The sequence below is a fragment of the Methylobacterium sp. CM6244 genome, assembly GCF_054817885.1.
Genome location: NZ_CM139247.1, coordinates 1,734,448 through 1,761,441 on the forward strand (window position 1 = coordinate 1,734,448; position 26,994 = coordinate 1,761,441).

Genomic DNA, 26,994 nt, shown 5'->3' on the forward strand with positions numbered 1-26,994 from the left:
TTGACGTATCGTTGTCCGCGAAACGTGGCGTTGTCGGTCATGCCGATCTGCATAACGGTGATCCGGACCGCCGCCCAGACGTTTTCAGATCCTATCCAGAGGTTCTCATCATGAACAAGTACGTTGCGTTCTCCGCTATTGCCGTCGCCATGGCGACCCCCGCCGCCGCACAGACCATGTCCGGTGATTTCCGCCTGCAGGCGATGCAGGCCAATGCGTTCGAGGTCCAATCCAGCCAGATCGCGCTGTCGAAGAGCCGCAACCCCCAGGTGATCCGTTTCGCCCGTGACGCCGTGCGCGACCACCGCGCCGCCAACGTGGCCCTGGCCGGCGGCGAGCGCACCTTTGCCGGTAACGGCGGCCCCGGTGGTCTGATCGGTGCCCCGCTGGCGATTGCCGGCGGTGCAGTCGGAGCGGCCACGGGCGCTGCCACCGGCGTCGTCGCCGGTACGCTGAGCGGCGGCCCGGTCGGTGCCGTCGAGGGAATCGGTAGCGGCGCGAGCCGTGGCGCCGCCGCCGGTAGCCAGGCTTTCAACGGCGACGTCGACACCACCGCCGGCACCACCGTGGTCCCGGTCAGCCCCGAGCAGCAGGCCATGCTCGCGGAACTCGCCGCTGCCCCGGCCGGCCCGCGCTTCGACCGCCTCTACGGCCAGGTCCAGGTAAAGTCGCACGAGATGTCGATCGGCATGTACCAGTCCTATGCACAGACCGGCACGAACCCTGCGCTTCGCGCCCATGCCGAGCAGGCGCTTCCGGTGTTGCAGCAGCATTACCAGATGGCGCAGCGTCTTCCCGGCGCTCGCTGAAGTCTCGGGACCCATCGCCGTTCTTCGGGGCGGCGGCGCTATCCTTTGCAACGAGAAACGCCGGGCTGGCGAGGCCCGGCGTTTCTTCGTGAATCGACTTGGCTGATCGACTTGGCTGAAACGACCGCCCCCGTATCCATTCAGATACGGGGGCGAATCTGCTCAGACTTCGCTGCTATGCATCAGGGAGGCGGGCGTCATCGGCTTCCCCCCACCATCGACGGCGGGCTCGAAATCCCCCGTCTCGGGATTGCGCAGGCGAAGCTCGCCATGAGCGATGCCGAAATGCGCGCCATGGAGCGCCAGGCGGCCGTCGGCGACCCGCTCGCGGACGAAGGGGAACGTCAGCAGATTCTCGAGGCTCTGAGCCACGGTCGCGTATTCGAGGCGGGTCAGGTGATCCGGCCCCTTCTGAACCTTGAGCTTCTCCTCGGCTCCCTTCACCAGGGATACCCATTTGCCGATGAAGTCGCTCGTGGATAGCGGGCCCGGCGGGTTGGCATAGGCCTTGATGCCGCCGCAGGTGGCGTGGCCCAGCACGACGATGTGCTTCACTTCCAGAGCCTGTACGGCGAATTCGATGGCCGCCGACGTGCCATGATACTCGCCGCCCTCCTCGAAGGGGGGAACGAGGTTCGCCACGTTGCGGATGATGAAGAGTTCGCCCGGTCCGGTATCGAAGATGACTTCCGGCGAAACGCGGCTGTCACAGCAGCCGATCAACAGGACTTCCGGATTCTGGCCTTTGGCCAGTGCGGCGTAGCGTTTGGCCTCGTCCGACAAGCGTCCATCGAGGAACGACCGGTATCCTGTGGTCAGCTTTTCTGGAAACATGCGTTTGCCTTCCTTGAGCGTTGTTGTTGAGGGCAGCCGTAGCGGCCCGGTTATCGACACGTAGCTTTGGCAGCCACGGCCCGTGCCATACTTGGTTCCGACGCCTGGCCTAGCCCAGCTTCCGGTGGATGGCCCGGTGCGGGTTCACACCTTATGCCAAGCCAGCATGACAGGTGGATCGGGCCGCTCACCGTTCGCGATGCGTCTGGCGATGCGAGCGAGGCCCGCCGGCTCGATCCGTTCGCCGGTGGCGTCCAACTCGTCGAGCGTCCACCAGCGCGTACCGAGGACCGTGCTGTCCTCGGTTTCGGCGAGGCGTGTGGTATCCACTTCGTCATTCGGCAAACGCACCACGAAATAGCGTTCGCGGGCATCGCGCAGCAGCGGGAACAGCAAGAACGGCCCATTGCAGGCGGCAACCTGTGGGCCGATCTCGGCATCGAAAACCCCGATTTCCTCGCCCAGTTCCCGGAGGCAGGCTTCCGCGTGGCTTTCGCCGGGTTCCAAACCCCCACCCGGCATGAACCAGAAGGTTCTATCCTCCGGCTTCGAGGGATCGATCGGCCGTTGCGTCTCGTACGCGATCAGGAGCAGCCGGTCCTGCGGGTCGAAGACCAGGGCACGTGCTGCGTCGCGAAGGGGAGCGGCAAGAATTTCCTCCCTGCGAAACCCTTGAATGAGAGTCTCTTCGTTTGAAGAGCGTCCGGGCACTTCGGTCGTCGGAAGGTGAATCATGGTCAAGGTTTAACAGGGAATCGGACCATGACCAGCGGGAGCCCAGATCACCACGGGCAGACCGTGCCGGTCGCGTCCCGGCGGATCGGGCAGGGGGATGGCGCGTCCGAGAAAGATGTCGCGGGCCACCACCAAAGCGGCGAGGGCGTCGAGGTGGTCGTCGGCCCCTATGCCCCGTGGTCGCGCCGCATCCACCAGCGAGGCGGGAAGGCCGGCGTTTCGCAAAAGCGCGCGGCGTTCCGCCAGCCCCACCTGCCGCTCGGGTCCCTTCTTGGCGGATGTGAGGGGCCGGTCACCGTTGAGGCGGCGAAACGTCACCTCCGGGTGAACCTCGTGGATCACGAGGCGGGCTTCAGGTCGCGAGAGAAGGAGGTCATCGACTTCGCGGATGTAGCGGGTGATGTTCCAGCATTGAATGGAGGGCGCGAAGGGCGGTGTGCTGGCGGCGCGGGAGAGAGCCTTGGCCTCCTCGTAGTCGCCGGCATGAACCGCCGCACGCGGCGGTACCGGGAAGACGCTCGATCTCCCGCCCGCGAGATAGGCCCTGGCCGCGCTGTCGGCCACGCGACCCCCACCTTCAATATGGTCGGGCAGGCCGATCGGGACGTCGATCCCGATGCAGACCGGCGCCTCCGGACCGTCGAGGAGATCGGCGACGCGGGTGAACCGCATCGCGCGGTAGCGGCTGGGATCATCCAGATCGAGGAGGACGCCCGCCCAGGCGCCTCGGCAGCCATCGAGCCCGGCGATCCAGCGCGTCACGCGAACCGTGGCGGCTCTGGCGGGTTGACGCTGCTCAAGGACGGCGCCCCACAAGGGCCGTCGCGTCCGGCCAGGAAACGCCGCCGCCGGCGGTGCGCATCACAGGATCGTCTCATGGATATCGCCGTCGACAAGGTCACCGAGATCATTCTCCGGGTCAGGGCGCTGGACGTGAAGGAAGGACCGACCGATCCCGATTCGGGGTCCAACCCGATCGATGACGGCGCCACCGACGTCCTCACGTCGAGCGCCGACGATGCCACGGAATCGGAGATCCGCTCCATGATCAACGGCCTCAACGACGACGAGCGGGCCAACCTCCTGGCTCTTCTCTATGTCGGGCGTGGCGACATGGAAGCCGAGGAATGGGGGGAGGCGGTCCGCTTCGCCCGCGAACGCGAAGCCGTCGGCGAAGGCGCCCTGCGCGAGATCATGGGCTCGCCCGATGCCGGTGACCTCCTCGACGAAGGACTCGCCGCCCTCGGCATCAGCCAGGACATCCCCGACGCGTAGGGCGTCTCGGGCCGCCGCACCCTGCCACGGCTCAGCCGGGTAGTGTGCGGCGCGCAGTCGGTGCGGACCCTCGTGGCGCCCGTGCAACGTCCCCCGGCTTTCGCCGCGATACCCTGAAATCCACAGCGTTAACCTTTTCTTAACCCGCCGATTGCCGTTCCCCCGTGGCCGTGAGACTTTCGTTAACAACAGATTAACGGGACGAGCGGCGGCCATGCGGATCGCGATTTCGAAGTTCCACGATGCGGTCGTCTCCCTTAGGCGGGCGATTGGGCGTTTGAGCCTGGTTTCGGGTGTCGCGTTCGCGTCCCTCGCCGCCGTGCCGGACGTCGCTTCCGCTCAGATGCTGGCCTCTCTCCCCAATGTGCCAAGCGCCATCTCGACCGCCGGCGCAGCCCGCCCCATCAGCGCCTGGGTCACGTTCTGCGAGACTTATGCCGCTGAATGCGCGGTCAATGCCGCCGAGCCGGCCATGATCACGCTGACCCCGGGGATCTGGAACACCATCGTCTCGGTGAACCGCCGCGTGAACAAGTCCATCCGCGCCGTCACCGACATGGAGCAACTCGGCGTCGCCGACCGCTGGGACCTCGCGGAATCCGGCGCTGGCGATTGCGAGGATTTTCAGCTTCTGAAGCGTAAGTTTCTCGCCGAGGCCAGCCTGCCGCGCCGGGCCATGCGGATGACCGTGGTCATCGACGAAAAGGGGGAGGGACATGCCGTCCTGACCTTGATCACCGACCGCGGCGATCTCGTCCTCGACAACAAGACCAACAATGTCCTTCCCTGGCGCCAGACCGGCTACACCTTCATCAAGCGCGAAAGCCAGAGCTCCATGGCCTGGGTTTCCCTCGGCCGCGCCGCGTCCCCGGTGACGACGGCCAACAGATAGAGAGCATGGTCCCGGATGCGGCAGCATCCCGTCGAGGGATCGCTTCAAAGGCGATGAATTAGCGACTTGTTAAGCTTGGATGGGCGAGGGTGACCGGGTTCGGGAAACTCTCCTCATGACAAAGCTGAGCCGCGTGTCCGCAGGCATCCTGCTGGCTGCCCTGGTCCCGTTGTCCTGCATATCCCAGGCGTCGGCCGAGAATCCTCATGTCTCAACTCAGGATTCCGAAGTCGCCACCCTGCATTCGTCCTGGCGCGGATGCCTTCAACGCCATTTCGGCCTGCAAGCCGTCCTGACGAGCCGGACGTTCGCCGCTGAATCCGCCGTGAAATCCTGCCGCGGCAGTGAAGCGGCGTATCTCGCCGCCCTGTCCACCTCTCCCCTGCTGGACGACGAGGATGTGTCGCGGGTCCGCCCGGCCCTGATCCAGCGCGCCAAGGGCTGGCTTCTCCAGAAGGCCAGCGCGACTCGCCCCCTCTGAGCCCGAGCCGCGCGATCGACGCCTCTCCGCGTGACCGCTGGGTCCACTGCGGGTTGATACAAGGTTCCGTCAGGCCGCTTTCGGTCCGGTTCTTCCTTCCATCCGCGTATTCGTGACGAGGGCGGCCAGCGCCTCGGCTGACATGGACCGGCCATAGAGATAGCCTTGCCCCTCGCGGCAGCCCATCATTCGCAGCATCATATCCTGCTCGATCGTCTCGATTCCCTCGGCGATGACGTCGAGGCCAAAACTCTGAGCCATGCCGAGTACCGCCCGCACGATCTCGGCGTCATGGCGGTCGGTGAGGATGTCGCGGATGAAGCCACGGTCGATCTTCAGCCGTGTCAGCGGGAAGCGCTTGAGCGAGCTGAGCGAGGCATAGCCGGTGCCGAAATCGTCGAACGCGATGGAGACCCCGTGACGGTGCAAGTCGCGCAACGGGTTCAGCAGGGTGTCGTCGGCCTGCAGGGCGATCCGTTCCGTCACCTCGATCTCGAGGAGGCTCGGTGGCACGGCGTGACGCTCGAGCGCAGCGATCACCTCGCCCGCCAGCCGGCCTTTCCTCAATTGAGCGCCGAACAGGTTCACGGCGATCCGCAGGGGCGGGAGGCCGAGAGAGCGCCAGATGGCGGATTGCCGGCACACATCGTCGACGATCCAGTGGCCGACGGAGGCCGCGAGGGGATGGGCTTCGAGGGCGTCGATGAAGGTGGCAGGTAACAGCAGGCCGCGGCTGGGATGCGCCCACCGCAGCAGGGCTTCCGCACCGATGATCCGACCGGAATCCAGATCGACCTGCGGCTGGTAGTGCAGCACCAGTTCGGAATGCTCCACTGCCCGGGTCAGTTCGTCGTGCAGCGCCCGGCGGGCGACGACCGCGCTACGCATGGATTGTTCGAACAGACGGAAGCAGCGCCGCCCGTCCCGCTTGGCCTGATAGAGCGCCAGATCCGCATCGGCGATCAACTCGTCGCGGGCGGCGCCGGGACCGCCAATCGCCGCGCCGATGCTGAGGCCTACATGGAAGACGTGTCCCGCCACGGGGAACGGGGTCTGGAAGATCTCGAGGATTCTCGCGGAAAGGGTTTCCGCTTTCAGCGGGTTGCCCTGTCCCGGCAGGAGAAGCGCGAATTCGTCCCCGCCGAAACGCGCCACCGTGATTTCGGGCGTGACGCAGGACGACAGCCGTATCGCGACAGCCTGGAGTAACGCGTCTCCGACGGCGTGCCCAAGACTGTCGTTGACTTCCTTGAAGCCGTCGAGATCGAGCAGCATCACCGTGGCGTAGCGGTCCGTCGAGAGGCTTCCATCCAGGCGCTCGTCGAAAAGAGCACGGTTGGTGAGGCCGGTCAGCTTATCGTGATGGGCCAGCTGGAGCAGTTTGGCGTCGCGGGCGCGCCACTCGCTGATGTCGCGGATGAGCGCTCCCATCCCGATCCCGCCGGGCTCCTGCCAGAGCGACATCGAGAATTCGATGGGGAACGTGCTGCCATCGCGATGAAGGGCCATCAACTCGATGGTGCGGCCAGCGAGATGTGACGCGTTCCCGGCGGCGATCCGTCGAAATCCCGCCGCGTGAGCGGCCCGGAGCGGTTCGGGAATGATGATTTCGATGGGCCGCCCGAGCATCTCGCCCGCACCATGCCCGAACAGGATCTCAGCCGCGGGATTGCAGAAGGCGATCGTACCCGCGCCATCGACGACCAACAGGGCATATTCGGCAGCCTTGGCGAACCCGAACACCGCGGCGTTGGCCGATTGCGTCCGATGGTTTTCCAGTCTGTCCATCACGAGGCCGGCGAAGTCCGCGAGCCTGTCCCGGTCTGCTTCGTCGAAATCTGCATGCGGCTCGGTATCGAGCACGCAGAGTGAGCCGATCCGGTGGCCGTCGCCTGTAATCAGAGGGGCGCCCGCGTGGAAGCGGGCATCCGGCAGATCGCGAAAGAGGCCGCCATCCCGGTGGCCCGGCGTGCCGTCACCCTCGTTGACGACCACGACACCGGAACGCGCGATGATTTGTTCGCAGGGAAGGCCATGCCGCGGCATCCGCTGCAGGTCGACGCCGATCCGGGCTACGAGCCACGAGAACTCCTCGTCGATGAGAGAAACCCAAGCGATCGGCATCCTGAGGCTCGACGCGGTCAGTCTGACGATGCGGTCGAGGCCGGCATCGGAGCCCGCGCCGATCATGCCGCAGGAGCGCAGGGCGGCGAGCCTCGCGGCTTCCTGTGTCGGGCAGTGTCGGTCATCGATTGCGGCGGGTGCCGATGGTCTCGGGAACATGGCGTCGGCACCGATCATGAGCGGTTTCCACCAGCGTACGCTATCAAATGCTAACGGACCTTCCAACGCATTGGGTGGTATCGACGTCGGCGGCCTCGTCAAAGAGCAGTTTCGAGAGATCGGGTGAGGATGACGGGAAGTTTTCGCGCACGGGTCTTTTCGCCTGGCCCACATGACCCCCATGTCGAAACGGACCACGCGATATGAACTTAAATGTCGAACCCGATGACGGTTCCGCCGGAGCTTGGCTTTGTGTTCGACCCACCGCTAATGCTTTGCCACTATTGCTCTAGCGCTTTTCGCCCGTGGTGGGGCGGGGCTAAAAATAACTGAGATTATATTAAAATCTGTTAACCTTCGAGGAATTTGGCGCCACCACAATCCGCCGGGGCGACTTGAATGATAACTATTGTTCATCCAGTTTTCGTTCAGCGGAGGTCAATCATGGCGCATTCGATCTACGTCCGAAGAATTGGCAGTGACGGCGAAAGCTCCTGGAAGACGCTGGCCCATGCCATTCAGACCCGGAGCGAAGCGGTTTTGCTCGCTCGAAGATTGGCATCCTCGTATCCGGAATCCGGGGCGAATCCGTTCAAGCGGGTGTTCTGGTTTCGAGACCGGACCGGCCTGCACGAAATCCGAGCGGCGCCCGAGCATCGGGTCTCGGACGGTCCCGCCACAGTGTGAGAGCTTGAAACCGGAGAGGGCGAGCGGTATCGCCGGCCGTGCATCACGCCACGGCTTCAGGGAAATCGACGCCCCATGACCGACATCCGTCCGCGTCGCAGCGTCCTTGCCATGCCCGGTTCCAATCCGCGGGTTCTGGAAAAGGCGCGCGGCCTGCCCACCGACGTCGTGATGATCGACCTCGAAGACGGCGTCGCACCCGAGATGAAGGCGGAGGGACGGGACGCCGTCGCCGCCACCGTGGCCTCCCGGCCCTATGGCCGGCGCGAGGTCGCGGTGCGGATCAACAGCCTCGACACCCAATGGGGTGAGGCCGACCTCGCCCGCATCGCGCCGGCGGGACCGGACGCGATCGTGATTCCGAAAGTCTCCGGCCCCGATGCCCTCGTGTCGATCGGCTCTCGCCTGCGCCGGCTCGGAGCTCCAGACCATACCCGTGTCTGGGCCATGATCGAGACGCCTCTGGCCATCCTGCACATCAACGAAATCGCCAGCGCCGCCCGCGACGTGGATACGCGCCTGTCATGCCTGCTCGTCGGGCCGAACGATCTCGCCAAGACCAGTAGGGTCCGGCTCGGAGTACCGGGCCGTCCGGCCCTGATGCCCTGGCTGATGAACGTGGTCATGGCGGCACGGGCCTACGAGATCGACGTGATCGACGGCATCTACAATGCATTCCGAGACGAGAGCGGATTCCGCACCGAATGCGAGCAGGGTCGCGATAGCGGGTTCGATGGCAAGATGCTGATCCATCCCGGCCAGATCGCCACCGCCAACGAATTGTTCGGCCCCTCGGAGGATGAGATCGAGGAGGCGCGCGCAATCATCGCTGTCTTCGCCGAGCCGGAGAACCGGACGCGCGGGGCCATCGCGTTCCGTGGCCGGATGATCGAGCGGCTCCATGCGGTAGAGGCGTCCCGCATCGTCGCGCTCGCCGACGTCATCGCGGCACGGGCGGCGTGAGCGGCGAGTCCGCCGCCCCGACAGTCGGTCTGCTCATCCGCGACAACCGCCTGCGGGAATGGGGTTTTCCGCGCTGGGGGTCGTCAGCGGCGGCGGGGCTCGACCTCCATGCCTGTCTCGACGAGCCCCTGCTCCTTACCCCTCAGGCTCCCCCCGTGCTGATCGCTGCGGGGTTCAGCGTACTGATCCGCGACCCGAACTGGTGCGGCCTCGTCTTCCCGCGCTCCGGCCTCGGACATCGCGAGGGGCTGGTGCTGGGCAACGGGACCGGCGTCATCGACGCGGATTACGAGGGGCCTCTGATGGTCTCGGCCTGGAACCGCAACGCCGACCCGAGGGCGACCATCGTCATCCATCCCGGCGACAGGATCGCGCAACTGGTCTTCACCCGCGTGACACGGCCGGACTTCACCATCGTCGACGCGCTCGATCCAGACGAATCCGAACCCCCATCCGGGCGCGGAGAAAGTGGATTCGGATCGACCGGCCGGCGCTAGAGCTGCGCCCGACCACGTTGGGTCGGGGCACATCTCCAGGCCTTTGTTGTGCCGCGCTCTTTTTCGACGAACCGGCACCCACTTCGGCGGAGAGCGCTCAAGAAGCGACACGGGAGGCGGGCCGCGAAGTCAGAGAACTGAGGCGCGATCCTCAGCCGCAATTTCCGTCTATGAGCCTTGTATCCGTGCTTCCGGCGATGGAACGTGCGTCCGTCGCGGACTCGCCCGCGTGCGTTCCGTCTTCCGGATCGTCCGGCAGCCGCCGCTGCTTTCGAAGGTCGGGAGAGACCGTGTTCTGATGCCTGCCATGCCCGCATCCGTAGAGACGGCTTCGGCCCTTATCGCCATCGTCTGCGCCTCTGCGCCGGTCCATCTCGTCCTGAACCTGCGAAGTCTCGATTGCGCCATCCGGCTGGTCACCGGGGCGAAAGCCGCCGCGAGCGACGAACTGTTCCAACCGGCCGATCTCGTCATCGTGATGCACGATCCCGACAGCGGGATCGATGGTTCGGCCGTGATCCGGGACCTGCGCGCCTACGGGGGGCACGCCCGCACGGCAATCCTGTTTCTCGGGTCTTCCCCCGCCCTGCGGCGCCCGGCTGTCGAGGCCGGCGCCACCGACGTGATGACCGGATCGATCGATCCACTCGACCTTCAGATCCGGGTCTGCAACCTGCTCGAACTCGCTCTGGCTCGCCAGGTCCTCGACCGGCAATCGGATGCGATGAGCCGTGACGTCGACCGTGCCGGCGCCGAGGCTGCCTCACGGGAACGCGAGATCATCCGCCGCCTGATGCTGGCGGCCGAGTTCCGCGACGATCAGGCGGGGGACCACCTCACGCGGGTCGCCGGCTGCGCTATCGCCATCGCCGAGGGCCTCGGATTGTCGGAGGGAGACGCCAACGATATCGCCCTGGCCTCGACCATGCACGACATCGGCAAGATCAGCATCCCCGACAGCATCCTGATGAAGCCGGGACCGCTAAGCCACAGCGAGCGCGAGGAGATGAAGCACCACGCGATCCGCGGCTATCGCATGCTGTACGACAGCCCCTCGCATCTGCTGCAACTCGCCTCCGACATCGCCTTGACCCATCACGAGCGCTGGGATGGCGGCGGTTATCCGCAGGGGCTCAGCACGACGCAGATCCCCCTGGCAGGCCGCATCGTCGCCGTCGCCGACGTGTTCGATGCGCTGATTTCGGAGCGGGTCTACAAGAAGGCCTGGACTCCCGAGGCGGCGCGCCGGCACCTCGAAGAGCATGCCGGAACCCATTTCGATCCCGATTGCGTCGCCGCCTTCGTGTCCCGCTGGGAGGACATTCTCGGGCTGGTGGAGAGCAACCCGCCCGAACCGGCCAGCGCCTGAGCCGGGTGGAGGATCAGGCGTCGGCGACGCCGGCCTCGTCTTGTGCCTGAAGCACGTCGGGCCGGGGCATCGAGATGATGTTGTAGCCGGAATCGACGAAATGGACCTCGCCGGTGACGCCTCCGGAAAGGTCCGAGAGCAGATACACCGCAGATCCGCCCACTTCCTCGAGGGTCACCGTGCGCCGCAGGGGAGCGTGGGCGCGCTGGTGATTGAACATCAGGCGCGCATCGGCGATGCCGGCGCCGGCCAGAGTCCGCATCGGACCCGCTGAGAGGGCATTGACGCGGATTCCCTCCGGGCCGAGATCGCCCGCGAGATAGCGCACGGACGCTTCCAGTGCGGCCTTGGCGACCCCCATGACGTTGTAGTTCGGCATGATCCGGGTCGAACCGCCATAGGTCAGCGTTAGCATCGCGCCACCCTTGCGCATCCGCTTGGCCGCACGCTGCGCGATCTCCGTGAATGAGAAACAGGAGATGACCATGGTCCGCGAGAAATTCTCGCGGCTGGTCACGTCGACATAACGGCCCTTGAGCTGGCCCTTGTCGGAAAAGCCGATGGCGTGGACCACGAAATCGATCCCGTCGGTGAAGCGTTCATCCAGGGTAGCGAACAGCGCGTCCACACTGGCGATGTCCTCCACGTCACAGGGGACCACGATATCGGAGCCGAGGGAGGCGGCCAGCGGCTTCACGCGGCGGCCGAGAGCTTCCCCCTGATAGGTGAACGCGAGTTGGGCCCCGTGCTCATGCAGGGACTTGGCGATGCCCCAGGCGATGGAATGATCGTTGGCGACCCCTAGAATCAGGCCGCGCTTGCCTGCCATCAAACCCGTCATCCGTATCCTCGCATCCCTCGCGCCGAAATGTCAGACAGTTCCGGCCATTGCGAGGACGCTTAGCGCGGGCATCGATGAACTGTCCAATCCCACTGCGAACCGGGACTCGGGTGCGGGCCTTGTACGGATCGACTATCGCGTTGGGCTTGTGGGGATGGCGAGCGATCAGAAATAGCCGCGCGTCTCGTCGAGTGCGGTGTCGAAGAGCGCCTGCTTAGCCCGAATGCAGGCCGTGGCCGCGACACCGAGGCCAGTCAGCGCACTCAAGGAAATCAGGATCATCACCATCACAGACTTTCGGCTCCATCCCGGAAACGCGAAGTCGAATTCGCGGTTCCGAGAAAATGGCCGATATATGGACAGTATGACCCAAGTAGAGCTCGATAAGCTTAGCCGTTCAAGCGTCGATATGCTTCAGGACCAGAGTGGAATTGGTTCCACCGAAGCCGAAGGAATTCGACACGACGTGACCGAGCTGAACGTTGTCGCGGCGCTGCCTGAGGATCGGCATGTCGGCGAAAGCCGGATCGAGTTCGTCGATATGGGCGCTCTCGCAGATGAAGCCGTTCTGCATCATCAGGAGAGAATAGATCGCCTCATGGACGCCGGTGGCTCCCAGCGAATGACCGGTCAGCGACTTGGTGCCCGAGATCGGTGGGCAATCGTCGCCGCGCCCGAAGACCTCGCGGATCGCCTCGATCTCCTTGAGATCGCCCACCGGCGTCGCGGTGGCATGGGGGTTGATGTAATCGATCTTCGCGCCCTTGAGCCCTTCCATCGCCTGCCTCATGCAGCGCACGGCGCCTTCGCCGGAGGGGGCCACCATATCGTGGCCGTCGGAGGTCGCCCCGTAGCCCGCGAGCTCGCCGTAGATGCGAGCGCCGCGTGCCTTGGCATGCTCCAGTTCTTCCAGAACAAGGACGCCGGCACCACCCGCGATCACGAAACCGTCGCGGTTGACATCATAGGCACGGGAGGCGCGGGCAGGGGTGTCGTTGTAGCGCGAGGACATGGCGCCCATGGCGTCGAACAGGACGGAAAGCGTCCAGTCCAGATCCTCGCAGCCGCCGGCGAAAATAATGTCCTGACGCCCGCCCTGAATTACCTCGGCGGCGTTGCCGATGCAGTGGTTGGACGTCGCGCAGGCGGACGAAATCGAATAGTTCACGCCCTTGATCTTGAAGAAGGTCGCCAGCGTCGCCGAGGCCGTCGAGCACATCGCCTTGGGGACGGCGAAGGGGCCGACGCGCTTGGGGCCCTTTTCCCGGGCGAGGTTGGCGGATTCGACGATCGCCTTCGTCGAGGGCCCGCCGGAGCCCATGATGATTCCGGTGCGGTCGTTGGAAACGTCCCCAGCCTCCAAGCCGGCGTCACTGATCGCCTGATCCATGGCGATGTGGTTCCAGGCCGTGCCGCCGCCATGGAAGCGCATGGCGCGCCGGTCGACGATCCCCTCAGGATCGATGCTCGGTCGTCCCTCGACCTGGCTGCGGAAGCCGAGTTCGGCATAGGAGGCCGAGTGGCCGATGCCCGACCTGGCCTCGCGCAGGGAGGCAAGGACTTCCTGGGTGTTGTTGCCGATGGACGAGACGATGCCCATCCCGGTGATCACGACACGCCGCATGGAAACGCTCTTCTCTTTCGCCGAAGCGCCGTCGCACCGACGCGTGTCAGGTAGGATGATGTCGGGGCATTCTCAACCACCGCGATGGCGGTCGGCCCCGAGATGCACCGGCAGCGGGGTTAGCTTTGTGCCTGGAACAGGGCAACCCTCAGATCCTTGGCGTCGTAGATCCGGGCGCCGTCCGCCTCCAGCCAGCCATCGGCGATGCCGAGAACGAGCTTGCCCTGGCGCACGCGCTTGATGTCGATCCCGTAGACGACCTTGCTCACGGTGGGCAGCACCTGGTCGCTGAACTTCACTTCTCCGACGCCGAGCGCCCGGCCGCGCCCTGGGGCACCGAGCCATCCGAGATGGAAGCCCACGAGCTGCCAGAGAGCATCGAGGCCAAGACAGCCGGGCATGACCGGGTCGTTCTTGAAGTGACAACCGAAGAACCAGAGGTCCGGCCGCACGTCGAATTCCGCCAGGACATGACCCTTGCCGAAGGCGCCGCCCTCGGTCCCGATCGAGGTGATGCGGTCGAACATCAGCATTGGCGGCAAGGGAAGCTGCGCGTTTCCGGCACCGAACAGCTCGCCCCGACCGCAGGCCAGCAACTCCTCATGGGAGTAGTGGGAGGCGCGGGGGGCGGTCTGTGCTGAACCGGCGGCGGCGGACGATTCGGGATCGGAAGACATGATCGGTGTGTCGGTCCTTGGTGGAGGGCGCGCTCGAAACGCCGGACATCGCCCTCGAAACATCGGACGCGCATGGCCATCCAGGGCCACGACACGATCCGAGCTCGCGAGCGGCGCTTCGTTAACACAGCGGCTTTGCGCCTCAAAACACCTCGTTTTCGTCGTGTTCAATGGAATGACTTTAAACAAGCCTCATGTTCACACCGCGTGGCCACCCATCAACCAGCTCGGGTTGCGGCGAGGGGGGAGGTTCGTATAGTGTTCCCGCTGTATTGTGTTATTTACGTGAGATGTCAGTACCGCCGATGTCCAACTCGCTGCCGCTGCAAGCCATGCTGAACGCTCGTGGCGCTCCCCTCGATGCCGCTTCGGCTGCCGGTCGTCGGGGATGTCCCCTGTCCGACCTGCGCGACCGTTTGCGCCGCTCCGGTCTCCGTCCGACCCGCCAGCGGCTCTCGCTCGGCTGGCTCCTGTTCGGGCGCGGCGACCGCCATCTCACGGCGGAAATGCTCTATGACGAGGCCATGCGCGCCAAGGTGCCGGTCTCGCTGGCAACGGTCTACAATACGCTCCACCAGTTCACCGAGGCTGGCCTGCTGCGCCAGTTGGCTCTCGACGGGTCGAAGGCCTATTTCGACACCAACCCGAGTGAGCACCACCACTTCTTCCTGGAAGACGAGGGACAGGTGCTGGACATGCCCGATTGCGGCATCACCGTCGATTCGCTCCCGGATGCGCCCGAAGGCATGGAGATCGCCGGGGTCGAGGTTATCGTCCGCCTGCGCCGCCGGCACGGTGCGCGTCAGTCCTGAACCTCTACGACCTCCTGCCCGCCATCATGAAAAAGGCCCGGCTCAGCCGGGCCTTTTTCATATCCGCCGAACTGCGCGTTCCCGCTCAGTCAATCTTCTCGTTGGGGTAGACCCCCCAGAGGCGGTCCTGGCGGATATAGCCGTCCACGTCGCCGCTCTTCTGGGGCAGCGCGACGATGACCCGGCACCAGCTTCCGGTGCAGCTCTTGACACTGCCGATGACGCCGGGCTGGAGCTTCGCCTCCACGCTCGCCCCTTCTTCCGCCCGCGCATGGAGCGGGATCGCAGAATCTCCTCCCTTGGCTGCCATGACGATGGAGGTACGCCGGCCGGAAAGGAGGGAGTGCAGCACCCAGCCCTCGGTCCCCTCGGAATCCCGGATACGGCGCCAGGTCTCGAACTCGGCGACGATCTCAATGGGCAGGCCTGCACGCTGGAACACCCACAGCGTGCGGTGATCCTTCGAAGGTCCCTCGCGCAGGTTGACGCGATCCGTCTTGAGGCTCGCGTAGCGGGGTAGGGGCAGGCCCGTCGCGGGGCCGCGATTCGCATCGCCCGCGCCTGCAGGGGCTGCGATCGCCCGCGAAGGCAGCGCCGCCCATGAGGAGGCCAGCGTCAGGCAGGTGAAGAACAGGAATCCAGGCAGGCGCATCATCGGTCTTCCCAAAGGTTCGCGATCGTCATTTTCCCGGACGGCCATGTCTCCATGATCGTCATCGTGAATCCTCGTCTAGCGATCCCCGCGCGATGCTTCGGGCGCGGGGGTACGTTGTGTTCCGTGCCCTCTCTGGTAGAGAAGCCTCGGGAACCCGGCAGCCAAGGCGTCGGAGCTATGGGACCTGTCTGGCCGATGCGTGGTTAATGCGAGGTCAAGCCTCGGCATGAACTCCGGCTCACGGCAGAGACCGGCCTAGCAGAAACGTTCGCGGAGGGTGCATGTCGTCGTTGAAGCGCAAGCCACTCGTTGTGGTCACGCGTCGCCTGCCTGAGGTGGTCGAGGCACGCATGCGCGAATTGTTCGATATTCGCCTCAGCCCCGATGACAAGCCGATGAGCAGCGAGGCGCTGGCCTCCGCTTTGCGCGAAGCCGACGTCCTCGTTCCCACCGTCACGGACAAGATCGATTCCGGTCTCCTCGCCCAGGCCGGCCCGAACCTTCGCCTGATCGCGAATTTCGGCAATGGCGTCGACCATATCGACGTGGCGGTCGCACTGGAGCGGGGCATCACCGTCACCAATACCCCCGGCGTGCTCACCGAGGACACGGCCGACATGACGATGGCGCTGATCCTCGCCGTGGCGCGCCGCGTTGCCGAAGGCGCCCGGATCATTCCGGACGACAATTGGGACGAAGGCTGGTCCCCGACCTGGATGCTCGGCCGCCGCATCACCGGCAAGCGCCTCGGTATCGTCGGCATGGGGCGGATCGGTCAGGCCCTCGCTCGCCGCGCGAAGGCGTTCGGCCTGCAGATCCATTATCACAACCGGCGCAAGGCACCGGCGCAGATCGAGCGCGAGCTCGACGCGACCTATTGGGAATCCCTCGACCAGATGCTGGCGCGGGTGGACATCGTCTCGGTCAATTGCCCCCACACGCCCGCGACCTATCACCTTCTCTCGGCCCGCCGTCTGAAGCTGCTGAAGCCGGAGGCGATCGTGGTGAACACGGCCCGCGGTGAGGTGATCGACGAGACGGCCCTCGCACGCCTGATCGAAGCGGGCGAGATATCCGCCGCCGGCCTCGACGTGTTCGAGCAGGAGCCGGCCGTGAGCCCGCGCCTCGTCAAGCTGGCGCGTTCCGGCAAGGTCGTGCTCCTGCCTCACATGGGCTCGGCGACGCATGAGAGCCGGACCGATATGGGCGAGAAGGTCATCATCAACATCAAGACTTTCATGGACGGACATCGTCCGCCGGACCGGATTCTGCCAAGCATGCTCTGACGTCGCCGCCTCCGGCCCGGAGCCGGGTTTGCACGAGGCTTGCTAGTTTATCGATCTATGTGCATCGGCAGACCCAAGCCGTAGGAACGGTGCCATGTCCGATACGTTGACCGGCGCCGATAGATATTGTCGGGCGAGCGTCGCGCAGCGGTTAGAGTAGGAGCACCATGGCCGCGGAGACACAGTCGACCGAGGCAAACATCGACGAGGCCGTGCCGTGCGACGATTTCCGTCGCTTCGCGGATTTCGTGCCTCTGATGATGTGGCGCTCCGATACCGAGGGCGGGGCGATCCATCACAACGAATGCTGGCTCGACTTCACCGGCCGGTCCCGCGACGACGAGCTCGGTCATGGCTGGCGACGTGGCTTGCATCCTGACGATTTTGATCGGCATGCGGCGCTGGTCGAAGAGGCCTTCGCATCGCGCGCGCCATACTCCATCGAGTTTCGCCTGCGCCGCCATGACGGTGCCTATCGCTGGCTGCTGAACAACGCCCGCCCCCTCACCGAGAACGGGACGTTCCAGGGCTACCTGGCCTCGTGCTTCGACATCACCGACCGCAAGCGCGCCGAAGAGCATGCCGAACACGCGCTCGTCGAGAAGGAGGCCCTTCTCGCGGAAGTGTATCACCGGGTCAGAAACAACCTTCAGGTGATGGTAAGCCTGATCGGCCTTTACGGTCGCGCCGCGCCGGCACCTTGCCGCGGCAGCTTCGAGGCGCTCGGCCAGCGCGTCCGCGCGATCGCCCTCGTCCAGCAGCATCTGCATGAGGCGCCACATATCGCCTCCATCGACCTGCGCGATTACCTCCACCGGCTCGCATCCGGCCTCGGCCAGTTGCGGCGGGCCGGGCGGATCAGCGTGACGGTGGGAGGGCGCGGCACCAGCCTCGTCGAGCCGAGGACAGCCAACGCATTGGGCATGATCGTCGCCGAGGTCGTCGCCGAATGCCTCGACGCCACGTCCGATTCCGTGTCCTGCACGATCTCGATCACCATCGATGCCACGGCTGGCGCTCCGGTTCGGCTCACCATCGTTTCCGGCGGCGATCAGCCGGCGGCCAGTGTGGCGGATGTGCCCAATCTTGGCCCCCGGCTGGTGGCGGCCTATGCCGCACAGGCCGAGATCGCGGTGCGAGGCACCGGAACGCATTCGGATCCGATGGAGCTTCAACTGCCCGAAGCTCTGGTCCATCCCTCGGAATAACGGACTTTCGCGCCAGCGAGGGTCGCTTGGGTGGCCCCCGCTTCCTATATGGCTGCAACGGGCCGCGCCTTCACAGCGCGCCGTGTCGGCATTCGTAAGAGTTCAGCCCGCCATTATGCTTCCGCCCATCGAAACGATCATCGACAATTTCGAAATCCTCGACGACGGGCCGGACCAGCTCGAGTATCTGATGGAACTCGGCCGTGCCTTGCCTCCCTTCCCTGATGAACTGCTTACCGAGCAGAATCGCGTCCATGGCTGCGAAAGCCAGGTTTGGGTCGATTCTAACGTCGATCATTCGCAGCAGCCTCCGCGTCTGCATTTGAGAGGAACCAGCGACTCGTTCATCACCAAAGGATTGATCGCCCTGGTGATGGCGTTGCACGATGGAAAGACGCCGAAAGAGATCGCCCAAGTCGACGTTTTCCAGGTCTTCAAGCAGATCGGCCTTGGTGCCCACCTGACGTCGAAGCGCTCCAACGGAGTTCGGGCCATGGCCGAGCGTATTCACCGGGATGCCGCGCAACTGGCCGCCTGAGCCCTTCAGGCGCGGTCACGCCATAGGCGCAGGCGTGACTGGCTAGGCCCTACTGCTTCCCGCTCCAGCCCGTAATGCTCCGCCAGCCGCGCCAGGGCGATACGGATGACGACCTTGGCCGAACGCGCCGGCCAACGGCGCTCGGCTTCAATCATCTCAAGACCTTTCACGAAGCCGCAGAGATCGATCAATAATCCGGACAGGTCGCTGCCTACCGCACTGAGTGCCGCCCGGACTCGCTGCCGGGCCGCCAGCATGGCGTCCGACCCAGCCGAGGGATCGCGCGGGCCCCCACCATCCACCTTGACCCCGCTCCAGTCCGAACCCATCCGGGGCATCAATGCCCCCATGGTCATGTCGCGTCGCAGCCGCTCGCCCGCCTCGAAACAGGCGGCGTCGATCAGGGGCGTCCCGTCCCGATCCCGCCGCCGGGCCATCCAGGCAAGTGGACTTTCCGATGTGTCGCGAACCGGTCGGCTCGGTTCCCCGCGGCCTTCGAGATCGAGATGCTGTGCGAGATAGGGGGTGTCCCGGCCGGCCCGTTCCCGCCGTAGCCTGGCCCGGCCCGCGGCGCTGATGGTCAGCCTGGCACGACGCCCATCCGCCTGTTCGGCGAGATCGCAGGACAGGAGGGTCTGACCGGCCTGCGCGAGGTAGCGCCCGCGACTTACCGAGATCCCGTCGCCACCGTTGCGGACGATGATGTCTCCCTCGGCCAAAGGGTCCGACAACGCGTAGGCCCCCTCCACGTCGAGGGCCGTGAGAAGGCGGGCCGCGTCGCGGCCGAGTTCCGTCGGAACACTGACCGACAATGGTCGACGGCTGGTGCTGCGTGTTTGGCCGATCCGGGATGTGTTCATGATATGTTCCCTAGCGCGTGACAGCGGGTGCCGCGTTGGCCCAGGGAAGAATAAAGGAAAAATATCCTAGCGCAAGCGGCTTTTGTTCAGCGCCGCTCACGGGCACGAACAATCCCCGCTCCTGCGGAACGGGAAATGGCCGGGCTGCGAGATTTCGCGAATGCCCGGCCGGTCGATTTACGCTGCTTCGTCGTAGGTCCCGTTCCGGGTCTGGCCGAGACCGATCGCCTTGGCGAGGTCCGAACGAGCCTTGGCGTAGTTCGGGGCGACCATCGGGTAGTCCGACGGCAAGCCCCACTTCGCACGGTACTGTTCCGGGCTCATATCGTACTTCGCGCGAAGGTGGCGCTTAAGCGATTTGAATACGCGGCCGTCCTCGAGGCAGATGATGTGGTCGGCAGTCACCGACTTCTTGACGGGAACGGCAGGCTGCTGCGGGGTGGCTGCGACTTTGGCCTCGGTTTCACCGCTCGCGACCTGGGTCAGCGAGGCGTGGATCTTTGTAATGAGCTGTGCGAGCTCACCGACAGGCACAGGATTGTTGCTCACATAGGCCGAGACGATGTCGACCGTCAGTTCAACGAAGTCGGCCGAATTCTCAATGTCGCTCATTGTCTAAACGGTTCCCTTAAGCACGATGCCGGTAACAGTCTGTTAAGTATGCGGGCGAGGAGCCAAGAGGCGTTTTGGCAAACCACGGCATTGACTTTCGGCATCGTGGCGTCACGCAGCGATGTTCCATGATGATGGGCGATGGTAATCGCCATGTCAGTCATTTTATGATATTCAAGTTGGCCCTGCAAGACATAAGTCAAACCTCTGGATATGCCGAATCAAGATTTTTGAACAATAGTTCAATTCAGCGTGATCATGCATTGGCGCAAGTTTGACGTCATTTATGCATGCATGATTGGACGCATTCTGATTCCGCGCATTCCCGATCGGTTGACCGGTCTGGCACAGTTCGGCCGAAGACGGCAGGAAAAGACTTTCCGCTCCACCTTGCCCACAGCGTTCAGCTGGGACACATGCAGACATCGAAGGCGATCACGAGCCGAATTGATCGCCGCTACGCTATTCAGCCGACGATGTTTGGCAACCTTGCAGGTGTATCCATGGACGATCTTTTCCACCTGGAAAGCAAGTCGCCTGTCCCTGACGTGCGCCCGCACACATTCACGGTTCATGGCCGATCAATTTCCGACAATTATGCTTGGCTAAAAGCCGAGAACTGGCGCGACGTCCTGAAGGATCCTAGTGCCCTTCCATCGGATATCCGCGAACATCTCAATGCTGAGAATGCTTATACGGAAGCCGCGCTCGGCGATCTCGAGCCCTTGCGGAAGACGCTGGTAGCGGAGATGCGCGGGCGCATCCGCGAGGACGATAGCGGCGTACCCGAGCCGGACGGTGCATTCGCCTATTACACCCGGCATCGCGAGGGTGGGCAGCATCCCCTCGTCTGCCGCCGGCCGCGCACGGTGGTGGTGATCTCCGGTCATGGGGCGGAGACCGCCGGTACGGGTGGGGCTGAGGAGGGCGAAGTGGTCCTGCTGGATGGTGACGAGGAGGGCAGGGGCCTCGCCTTCTTCGAGCTCGCGGCGGCGGTGCATTCGGACGACCATGCTCGCCTTGCCTGGAGCGCGGATTCCAAGGGGTCCGAGCTTCACACGATCCGCGTCCGCGATCTCGGCACGGGACAGGATCTTCCGGACCGCGTCGAATCGACCACCGGCGAGGTGGTCTGGGCAGCGAATGGCCTGTCGTTCCATTACGTGGCCGTGGACGAGAACCATCGTCCCGCCCGCGTCATGCATCACGTCGTCGGGACGGACCAGTCCGCCGACAGCATGCTCTATGAGGAGCGCGATTCTGGCTTCTTCGTCCATATCGAGACCACCCAATCGCGCGATTACCTGGCCATCACGGCAAGTGACCACGAAACCTCGGAAGTGCATCTCCTCGATCGCCGGTCGCCGGATGCAACACTGCTATGCGTTCAGCCGCGGGAGCCGCTGCTCATCTACTCCGTGGAGAATTGGGGGAACCACCTCTTCATTCTAACCAATGCGGATGGGGCTGAGGACTTCAAGATCGTCACCACCCGCATCGGTGCGTCGGGCCGCGCCAATTGGACCGATCTGATTCCACACCGGCGCGGTGTGATGATCCGCCACCAGCATGTCATCGCCCAGCATCTCGTGCGTATCGAGATTGAGAATGCCCGGCCCCGCATCGTCGTCCGCGATACGCAGGGCAACGAGCACATCGTGGCCTTCGCCGAGGAAGCCTATTCCCTCGGCCTCCAGCCGGGCCATGAATTCGAGACGGCGGTGATCCGGTTCACCTATTCGTCGATGACGACGCCGGCCGAGACCTACGACTACGATTGTTCGACCCGCGCCCGTCAGTTGCGCAAGCGCCAGACCATCCCCAGCGGGCACGATCCCGCCGCCTATGTGACACGCCGGATTTTCGCCACGGCACCGGACGGAGAGAGCGTGCCGCTCTCGCTCCTCCACCGGCGTGACCTCGTCCTCGACGGCTCGTCTCCGCTGCTACTCTATGGCTATGGCTCCTATGGCACTCTGATGCCGGCCGCGTTCCGCACCAACCTGCTGTCGCTGGTGGATCGCGGCTTCGTCTACGCCATCGCCCATGTGCGCGGCGGAACGGAGAAGGGCTGGCACTGGTACATGGACGGCAAGCGGGCCAAAAAGCCCAACACCTTCTCGGACTTCGTCGCCTGCGGTCGCGCCCTGGCGGACGCCGGATACACGACGTCGGGGCGCATCGTCGCCCATGGCGGATCGGCTGGGGGGATGCTGATGGGGGCTGTGGCCAACCTCGCGCCGGACCTCTTCGCCGGGATCGTCGCCGACGTGCCGTTCGTCGACGTGCTCAACACCATGCTCGACGGCGACCTGCCGCTGACCCCGCCGGAATGGCCGGAATGGGGCAATCCGGGCGCGAGCGTCGAGGATTTCGAGAGCATCCTGTCCTACTCGCCCTACGACAACGTCTCGGCGCAGAACTACCCGGCGATCCTGGCGCTCGGCGGACTCACCGACCCGCGCGTGACCTATTGGGAGCCGGCGAAATGGGTGGCGCGCCTGCGCGCCACCATGACCGGCGGAGGCCCCGTCCTGATGCGGATCAACATGGAAGCCGGCCATGGCGGGGCGGCGGGACGCTTCGACCGGCTGGAAGAAGTGGCCCTGATCTATGCCTTCGCCCTCCGGGCGGCGGGGCTGGCTGGTGGCAGCGAGAAACTGCAGCCGTGACGGCCTTCGTCCGAACCGCTGCCGCCGCTGGGTGCCTCCTAGCGACGCTGGTGCCGGGCGCGGCAGCGGACAGGGCCGGTGGCCCTCGAGGTTCCCCCCGATCTCGCCAAGGATCTGTCGGCGATGCCGCGGATCGCCAACCCCGTCGACGACGCCGAGCGGCGGATCAACGCTGCCGTTCAGCGCCTAGACGGAGCGGCGCGTAAAGCCGCGGCCGAGTGTCTGGCGCAGGGAGGCAAACATGCCGATTACGGCCGGCATATCGACGTGACGATGCGGGGCCCCCGCTTCCTCAGCTACACGATGACGGACAGCGCCTTCTGCGGCGGCGTACATCCCAATACCGGCACCTCGGCGATCGTCTACGACCTCGTTTCCGGTGCTCCCGTCGATTGGACCGCGCTGCTTCCGCCCGCTCTCACCGGCAAGGTCGCGCTCCAGACCGAGATGGATGGAAGCAGGATGGTGTCCCTGTCCTCCAAGCGGCTCTTCGACCTCTACCTCAAGGCTTATCGCCCCAGGACCGGTCAGGCGAAGGCGGATGCCGACGACGACGAGTGCCGGGAGGCGGTATCGACGCCAGATGGCGATGGGCCGCCTGCGATGACTGTCTGGCTCGATGCGAAGGCGGGCGGCCTCGCAGTCCAGTTCGACCTCGCCCATGTCGTCCAGGCCTGCGCCGACGTGGAGGTCATTCCCCTCGCTACCCTCAAAGCCGAGGGCGCCAATGCCGTGCTGACCGACGCAATCGTGGCGGCCCGGGCCGCGCTGCCTGTTCCCTGATCGTCTTCGTTCCTGAAACCGGCCGCGATCAGGGCTGCGGTGCGGGCGGTTCGACAGCTCGGCCTGGAAGGACATCCGGGGCCGGTACGCCATCGGCGGCGCGGCGAGCGGCATCGTCTTGGCTCGGTGCGAGTGCGCGAATGCGCGCCTGACGGGCAGCTTCCTCGGCGGCCGCCTTCTCCGCCGCGGCTTTGTCGGCCGCCGCCTTGATGGCAGCGGCTCGGGCCTTGTCCATCTCGATTCTGGCGCGACGCCGCTGGCGCTCGATTTGATCGGCCTCGAACACTTCGATCTTATCGAGTTCGCGCTGCAGGACTACGGCGGCGAGGCCGGTGGTCAGGGGCCCGGTATCGACAGTGCGGTCGGGCTTCGTGAGCGGGCCGGAATAGGAGAGCTGTATCGAGGGAATCCCTCCGGTCCAGCCCTTCGGAGCGCCGCCACCCGTCAATGTCCCGCGTGCATCGAACCGCCCCGTCGTCAGGTCGACGGAGAGGGTGCCGGCCCAGCGCGGTCCGCCGAGATCGAAGGTGAGGGGCGCGGCACGCAGTGAGCCGCCCGAGAGGGTCGCGGGTGCCTTCAGCGTTCCCTTCACTGCCATGGGCGCGGCGGCGAGCCCCTCGGCCACCAGGGACTGGAGTCGTCCCTCCCGGAGCGGATCGTCTTCCGCGAGCGCTTTGGCCAAAGCGCGCTCGATCCCGCCCGGATCGCCGCCGGGAAGCACCAGATCGGTAAGGCTGAGATCGCCGCTTCCGCCCAGATTGTTCGCCATGTTCGCGAGGCTCTGGCCCGAAGCGCCGAAGCGAAGGGTCGCGCTGGCCCGGCCGGAGATCGGTCCCGGACCGACGAGGTCCGCGATGGAGGCGTCGCTCAGGCTGCCTTCCCCGGAGATCGCTGCCGCGCCACCCTGCCGGGACAAGGTGATGTTGCCGACGAGGCGTCCCCCGGCGAGACGTCCGTTGACGTCGCGAATCGTGAGGACGCCGTTGTCGAGCCGGGCACCGAAAGCCGCCCCTTCGGCGGTGAAGCGCCGGCCGAGATCGAGCTTATCCACCCTGACGTCGAGGTCGATGGGCGGTCTGACGGCCGGCGCTGCGCCGAACCGTGCGCCGTCTCCGGCTTCCGGTTTCTTCGCGTCGGGCGGGACGATCAGGGAAGCGGCGAGCCAGGGCAGCGAGAGCCGGCCGAGCGCGACGCTGCCGAAGATGTCGCCGGCGGGCGATCGGTTGACATTGGCGAGAACCGTGGCCCCCGCGATCCGCCCGGTGACGTCGGCATGGGCATCGCGTCCGGCCCGCGACAGACCGACAAGCAGTTCCGCCGGCATCGGCGAGGGTAGGGCATCCGTGCTTCCGGCGAGAATGAGGAAGGGCGCGAGATCCGGCGTCTTCAAAAGGATCTCGCCGGCTTCCGGCGGGGTCTGGCCCGGACCGGGCACGACCGGCTTCACCGTTGCGAGCGTGAGGTCGGCGATGGTGCCGGAGATATCGAGGCCGAGGGCCGGAACCGAGCCGTCGGGCGCGGGCTGACCGCGTGCTCCGCTGATGTGCAGGGCCGCCGGCTTGCGCAGGGCGGCCATGTCCTCGCGCTCGAACCAACGTCCGGCGAGCGGCGTCGTCAGATCGAGGGACAGGCTGTCGATACGCCCGCCCCGCGAGAGCAGGTCGAGTCCGAGACTGCCGCCTGCGGCTGTTCCGCTGGCGCTGGTGCGCAGGGTGTCGGCGGCTCCTGCCTCGCGCTCCAGGGTCACGGCGAGATCGAGGCTGCCCGCCCGCAGGAAGCCGGGGATCATCCGAGCCTCGGCCATCCACGTCCGGTCGAGAAGGGCGATGAGGGGGGCGGCTACCGGCGCCCACATCCGGCCCGCGATACGGCCTGACCCATCCGGCGCAATCCGGCCCGACAGCTTGGCGTTGGCGCCGGCGAGGTCGGTGACGTCGAGGCTGCCGACGTTCAGGCTCGCTCCGTCCGACTGGATGCTGGCGGCGATGGTTCCGTTGCCCGAATCGGCCCCGGCCGGCCCGTAGCGCACGTCCCGCGCCTGGATCGTCAGGCCTAGGTCGTGGTCGTGAAGGCCGGACAAGGCGCTGCCGAAGGAAGGCAGAGCTGCGACATCGATTCCTTGCGCGGAAAGCTGAGCATCGAAGCGCCCGCGCCCGCCCGATTCGGCCTGGGTATAGCGGGCGTTGCCGGTGATCCGCGCCTCGCCGAGGGAGAGCCGGAGGTTTCGCAGTGACGAGGACGGGCTCGCCGTCGAGACGTCCGCGGATGCCTGAATCGGGCGCCCGTCCATCACCGCGACAGCCGGGCCGCCGAGGCCGAACTTGCGCAGGTACCGCCCAAACCCGTCGGAGGCAGCGGCGTCCAGGGAGACGTTGCCCGTGAAGCGCAGGGCCGGTTGCGTATCGATCTCTCCGGATGCGGTGAGGGCGGTGTTGCCCGGCGCCGTCACCGAGAAGCGCCGAAGCGCGAGGCCTCCCGTCCGGTCGAACGTGCCGGACAGCTGGAGATTCGTCCATTCGTCGAGGCCGAGGCCGATGCTTTCGAGGGCGAGGTCCAGATCGACCATCATCGGCAGTTCGGATCCGGTGCGGGGCATCCCGCGCGCCAGCATGGCCTGACCGGCCGTTGAAATCAGGAAGGCATCGAGGTCGAGGCGGCGCGCCTCCAGGGTCAGTGCTGCCCGCCAGGAGCGCAGATCGATTCGTCCGGTTCCGGCCAGTCGCATGGCCTGACCGCCGGGATCGATTTCGGCCTTCACGTCGGAGAACCGCACCACCGGTCCCCGCGCCTTGAACGTGCCGCCCAGGGAGAACGGCAGGTAGGCGCCCGCCACCTGAACCGGCGGCCCGACCACGACCCGCGCCGATCCTTCGGCCTTCGGAATCATCGCACGCAGCTGGCTACCCTGTGCGGGAGCCTCGCCGGGCACAGGTTCGAGTCGGATACGAGTGTCGGCCTCGAAGCGCGGACGGGTATCGCCGCCGCCGGAGAACTTCACGGCGACGCTGCCGTCCTCGGCGGGTTCGCCGGTGGCGATCCGGAAGGCGACCGCGCCGCTCGTCCCCTCGATCCGCCAGGGGCCCAGGAGCCGGGGCGCCGAGAGATGCACGGTCTCGGCCCGCACCTGATCGGTGCGGCCGCTCAGCGGCACGACGGTCGTGAGGTTGACCTGTCCGATGGACAGGTCCTCGATGGCGAGATCCTGGTCGGCGAGCGTCTGATAGAGATCGGCGGGAAGGCGGACCGCGTCGTCGTCGCTGATCGGGAGCTTGATTTCCGCTCGCCCGATCCGCGTCTCGGTGAAGCGGACCTCACCCGTCAGCAGCGGTGTGAGACCGATCTCGGCCTTGACGAGCGAAAGATCCAACGCTGGCTTGTCGACCTGTCCGCCGATGCGCAGCCGATCGACGTTCAGTTGCGGCGAGGGGAGAAGCCTGACGGCGATCCGTCCTTCGGTGCGCGCATCAAGACCGAGCGACCTGCCGATCGTCCGGTCCACCAATGTGCGGTAGCTCTCCCAAGCCACGAGGGGCGGGACCGCCAGGGCCGCGACGAGGATCAGGATGACGGCGCCCGCCAGCGCGGTCAGGATGTCTCGCAC

At 65.6% G+C, this 26,994-nt stretch carries 25 protein-coding genes; 13 read left to right on the forward strand and 12 right to left on the reverse strand.

Annotated features, from left to right (window positions below; all coding sequences use genetic code 11):
- The first annotated feature begins 107 nt into the window (after nt 1-107).
- Entirely contained in the window at nt 108-809 is a 702-nt protein-coding gene (locus ACYQML_RS08000) for a DUF4142 domain-containing protein (RefSeq protein ID WP_461235691.1), read from the forward strand.
- A 162-nt stretch (nt 810-971) separates the two neighbouring features.
- Here the strand turns inward: ACYQML_RS08000 and ACYQML_RS08005 are convergent, their stop codons facing one another.
- The 3 genes from ACYQML_RS08005 to ACYQML_RS08015 all read right to left on the reverse strand — a co-directional run bounded on the left by ACYQML_RS08005 (nt 972) and on the right by ACYQML_RS08015 (nt 3,140).
- Nucleotides 972-1,643, reverse strand: coding sequence for a carbonic anhydrase (locus tag ACYQML_RS08005; protein ID WP_056423555.1), 672 nt, complete (start codon nt 1,641-1,643; stop codon nt 972-974).
- A gap of 144 nt (nt 1,644-1,787) precedes the next feature.
- Nucleotides 1,788-2,378: an NUDIX hydrolase gene (locus ACYQML_RS08010; protein WP_461235238.1), complete on the reverse strand. Its 591-nt coding sequence runs from the start codon at nt 2,376-2,378 to the stop codon at nt 1,788-1,790.
- A 9-nt stretch (nt 2,379-2,387) separates the two neighbouring features.
- Entirely contained in the window at nt 2,388-3,140 is a 753-nt protein-coding gene (locus ACYQML_RS08015; protein ID WP_461235239.1) for a DUF429 domain-containing protein, read from the reverse strand.
- 114 nt (nt 3,141-3,254) lie between these two features.
- Here ACYQML_RS08015 and ACYQML_RS08020 point away from each other — a divergent pair, with 114 nt between their 5' ends.
- The 3 genes from ACYQML_RS08020 to ACYQML_RS08030 all read left to right on the forward strand — a co-directional run bounded on the left by ACYQML_RS08020 (nt 3,255) and on the right by ACYQML_RS08030 (nt 5,026).
- Entirely contained in the window at nt 3,255-3,653 is a 399-nt protein-coding gene (locus ACYQML_RS08020; protein ID WP_056423558.1) for a DUF3775 domain-containing protein, read from the forward strand.
- Between the two features lie 214 nt (nt 3,654-3,867).
- Entirely contained in the window at nt 3,868-4,545 is a 678-nt protein-coding gene (locus ACYQML_RS08025; RefSeq protein WP_461235240.1) for a transglutaminase-like cysteine peptidase, read from the forward strand.
- A gap of 115 nt (nt 4,546-4,660) precedes the next feature.
- Nucleotides 4,661-5,026: a hypothetical protein gene (locus ACYQML_RS08030; RefSeq protein ID WP_056423562.1), complete on the forward strand. Its 366-nt coding sequence runs from the start codon at nt 4,661-4,663 to the stop codon at nt 5,024-5,026.
- A gap of 69 nt (nt 5,027-5,095) precedes the next feature.
- On the opposite strand, the gene ACYQML_RS08035 is transcribed toward ACYQML_RS08030, so the two are convergent.
- Nucleotides 5,096-7,327, reverse strand: a complete 2,232-nt coding sequence (locus tag ACYQML_RS08035) for a putative bifunctional diguanylate cyclase/phosphodiesterase (RefSeq protein WP_461235241.1) — start codon at nt 7,325-7,327, stop codon at nt 5,096-5,098.
- 744 nt (nt 7,328-8,071) lie between these two features.
- Between ACYQML_RS08035 and ACYQML_RS08040 the strand changes: the two genes are divergently transcribed.
- From ACYQML_RS08040 to ACYQML_RS08050, 3 genes are all read left to right on the forward strand, one after another.
- Nucleotides 8,072-8,959 carry an HpcH/HpaI aldolase/citrate lyase family protein gene (locus ACYQML_RS08040; RefSeq protein ID WP_207409969.1) on the forward strand — a complete coding sequence of 296 codons (888 nt, stop codon included), beginning with the start codon at nt 8,072-8,074 and terminating at the stop codon, nt 8,957-8,959.
- Complete coding sequence (dut, locus tag ACYQML_RS08045; RefSeq protein WP_056423567.1) at nt 8,956-9,456, forward strand: dUTP diphosphatase; 501 nt, start codon at nt 8,956-8,958, stop codon at nt 9,454-9,456. Before ACYQML_RS08040 ends, dut begins: the two co-directional genes overlap by 4 nt.
- Nucleotides 9,457-9,763: 307 nt before the next feature.
- The gene (locus ACYQML_RS08050; RefSeq protein WP_311274287.1) at nt 9,764-10,825 is read left to right on the forward strand and encodes an HD-GYP domain-containing protein; all 1,062 of its coding nucleotides are present in this window, start codon (nt 9,764-9,766) and stop codon (nt 10,823-10,825) included.
- A 13-nt stretch (nt 10,826-10,838) separates the two neighbouring features.
- On the opposite strand, the gene fabI is transcribed toward ACYQML_RS08050, so the two are convergent.
- The 4 genes from fabI to fabA all read right to left on the reverse strand — a co-directional run bounded on the left by fabI (nt 10,839) and on the right by fabA (nt 13,967).
- Nucleotides 10,839-11,666 carry an enoyl-ACP reductase FabI gene (gene fabI / locus ACYQML_RS08055; RefSeq protein ID WP_056423568.1) on the reverse strand — a complete coding sequence of 276 codons (828 nt, stop codon included), beginning with the start codon at nt 11,664-11,666 and terminating at the stop codon, nt 10,839-10,841.
- A 165-nt stretch (nt 11,667-11,831) separates the two neighbouring features.
- A complete protein-coding gene (locus tag ACYQML_RS08060; protein ID WP_281435301.1) occupies nt 11,832-11,954 on the reverse strand; it encodes a hypothetical protein in 123 nt (40 codons plus the stop codon).
- Nucleotides 11,955-12,063: 109 nt separating this feature from the next.
- Nucleotides 12,064-13,290 carry a beta-ketoacyl-ACP synthase I gene (gene fabB, locus ACYQML_RS08065; RefSeq protein ID WP_056423571.1) on the reverse strand — a complete coding sequence of 409 codons (1,227 nt, stop codon included), beginning with the start codon at nt 13,288-13,290 and terminating at the stop codon, nt 12,064-12,066.
- A gap of 119 nt (nt 13,291-13,409) precedes the next feature.
- On the reverse strand, nt 13,410-13,967 hold the full coding sequence (gene fabA / locus ACYQML_RS08070; protein WP_056423573.1) for a 3-hydroxyacyl-[acyl-carrier-protein] dehydratase FabA: 558 nt from the start codon (nt 13,965-13,967) through the stop codon (nt 13,410-13,412).
- Between the two features lie 305 nt (nt 13,968-14,272).
- Between fabA and irr the strand changes: the two genes are divergently transcribed.
- Nucleotides 14,273-14,779: a Fur family transcriptional regulator Irr gene (gene irr / locus ACYQML_RS08075; RefSeq protein ID WP_056423575.1), complete on the forward strand. Its 507-nt coding sequence runs from the start codon at nt 14,273-14,275 to the stop codon at nt 14,777-14,779.
- 85 nt (nt 14,780-14,864) lie between these two features.
- On the opposite strand, the gene ACYQML_RS08080 is transcribed toward irr, so the two are convergent.
- On the reverse strand, nt 14,865-15,434 hold the full coding sequence (locus tag ACYQML_RS08080) for an SH3 domain-containing protein (protein WP_156467660.1): 570 nt from the start codon (nt 15,432-15,434) through the stop codon (nt 14,865-14,867).
- 281 nt (nt 15,435-15,715) lie between these two features.
- Here ACYQML_RS08080 and ACYQML_RS08085 point away from each other — a divergent pair, with 281 nt between their 5' ends.
- The 3 genes from ACYQML_RS08085 (at nt 15,716) to ACYQML_RS08095 (ending at nt 18,466) form a co-directional block, all read left to right on the forward strand.
- Nucleotides 15,716-16,720, forward strand: a complete 1,005-nt coding sequence (locus tag ACYQML_RS08085) for a 2-hydroxyacid dehydrogenase (protein WP_419952014.1) — start codon at nt 15,716-15,718, stop codon at nt 16,718-16,720.
- A gap of 167 nt (nt 16,721-16,887) precedes the next feature.
- On the forward strand, nt 16,888-17,928 hold the full coding sequence (locus ACYQML_RS08090; protein WP_056423579.1) for a sensor histidine kinase: 1,041 nt from the start codon (nt 16,888-16,890) through the stop codon (nt 17,926-17,928).
- A 115-nt stretch (nt 17,929-18,043) separates the two neighbouring features.
- Nucleotides 18,044-18,466, forward strand: a complete 423-nt coding sequence (locus ACYQML_RS08095; RefSeq protein WP_056423581.1) for a SufE family protein — start codon at nt 18,044-18,046, stop codon at nt 18,464-18,466.
- A 5-nt stretch (nt 18,467-18,471) separates the two neighbouring features.
- Here ACYQML_RS08095 and ACYQML_RS08100 read toward each other — a convergent pair whose 3' ends face one another.
- A complete protein-coding gene (locus ACYQML_RS08100; protein WP_461235242.1) occupies nt 18,472-19,326 on the reverse strand; it encodes a DUF6456 domain-containing protein in 855 nt (284 codons plus the stop codon).
- Nucleotides 19,327-19,503: 177 nt separating this feature from the next.
- Nucleotides 19,504-19,938, reverse strand: coding sequence for a Ros/MucR family transcriptional regulator (locus tag ACYQML_RS08105; protein WP_461235243.1), 435 nt, complete (start codon nt 19,936-19,938; stop codon nt 19,504-19,506).
- A gap of 503 nt (nt 19,939-20,441) precedes the next feature.
- Here ACYQML_RS08105 and ACYQML_RS08110 point away from each other — a divergent pair.
- Together ACYQML_RS08110 and ACYQML_RS08115 are read left to right on the forward strand one after the other, a co-directional pair.
- The gene (locus ACYQML_RS08110; RefSeq protein WP_461235692.1) at nt 20,442-22,610 is read left to right on the forward strand and encodes a S9 family peptidase; all 2,169 of its coding nucleotides are present in this window, start codon (nt 20,442-20,444) and stop codon (nt 22,608-22,610) included.
- A gap of 78 nt (nt 22,611-22,688) precedes the next feature.
- Nucleotides 22,689-23,393, forward strand: coding sequence for a polysaccharide deacetylase family protein (locus tag ACYQML_RS08115; RefSeq protein ID WP_461235244.1), 705 nt, complete (start codon nt 22,689-22,691; stop codon nt 23,391-23,393).
- A gap of 28 nt (nt 23,394-23,421) precedes the next feature.
- Here the strand turns inward: ACYQML_RS08115 and ACYQML_RS08120 are convergent, their stop codons facing one another.
- Nucleotides 23,422-26,994, reverse strand: a complete 3,573-nt coding sequence (locus ACYQML_RS08120) for an AsmA family protein (protein ID WP_461235245.1) — start codon at nt 26,992-26,994, stop codon at nt 23,422-23,424.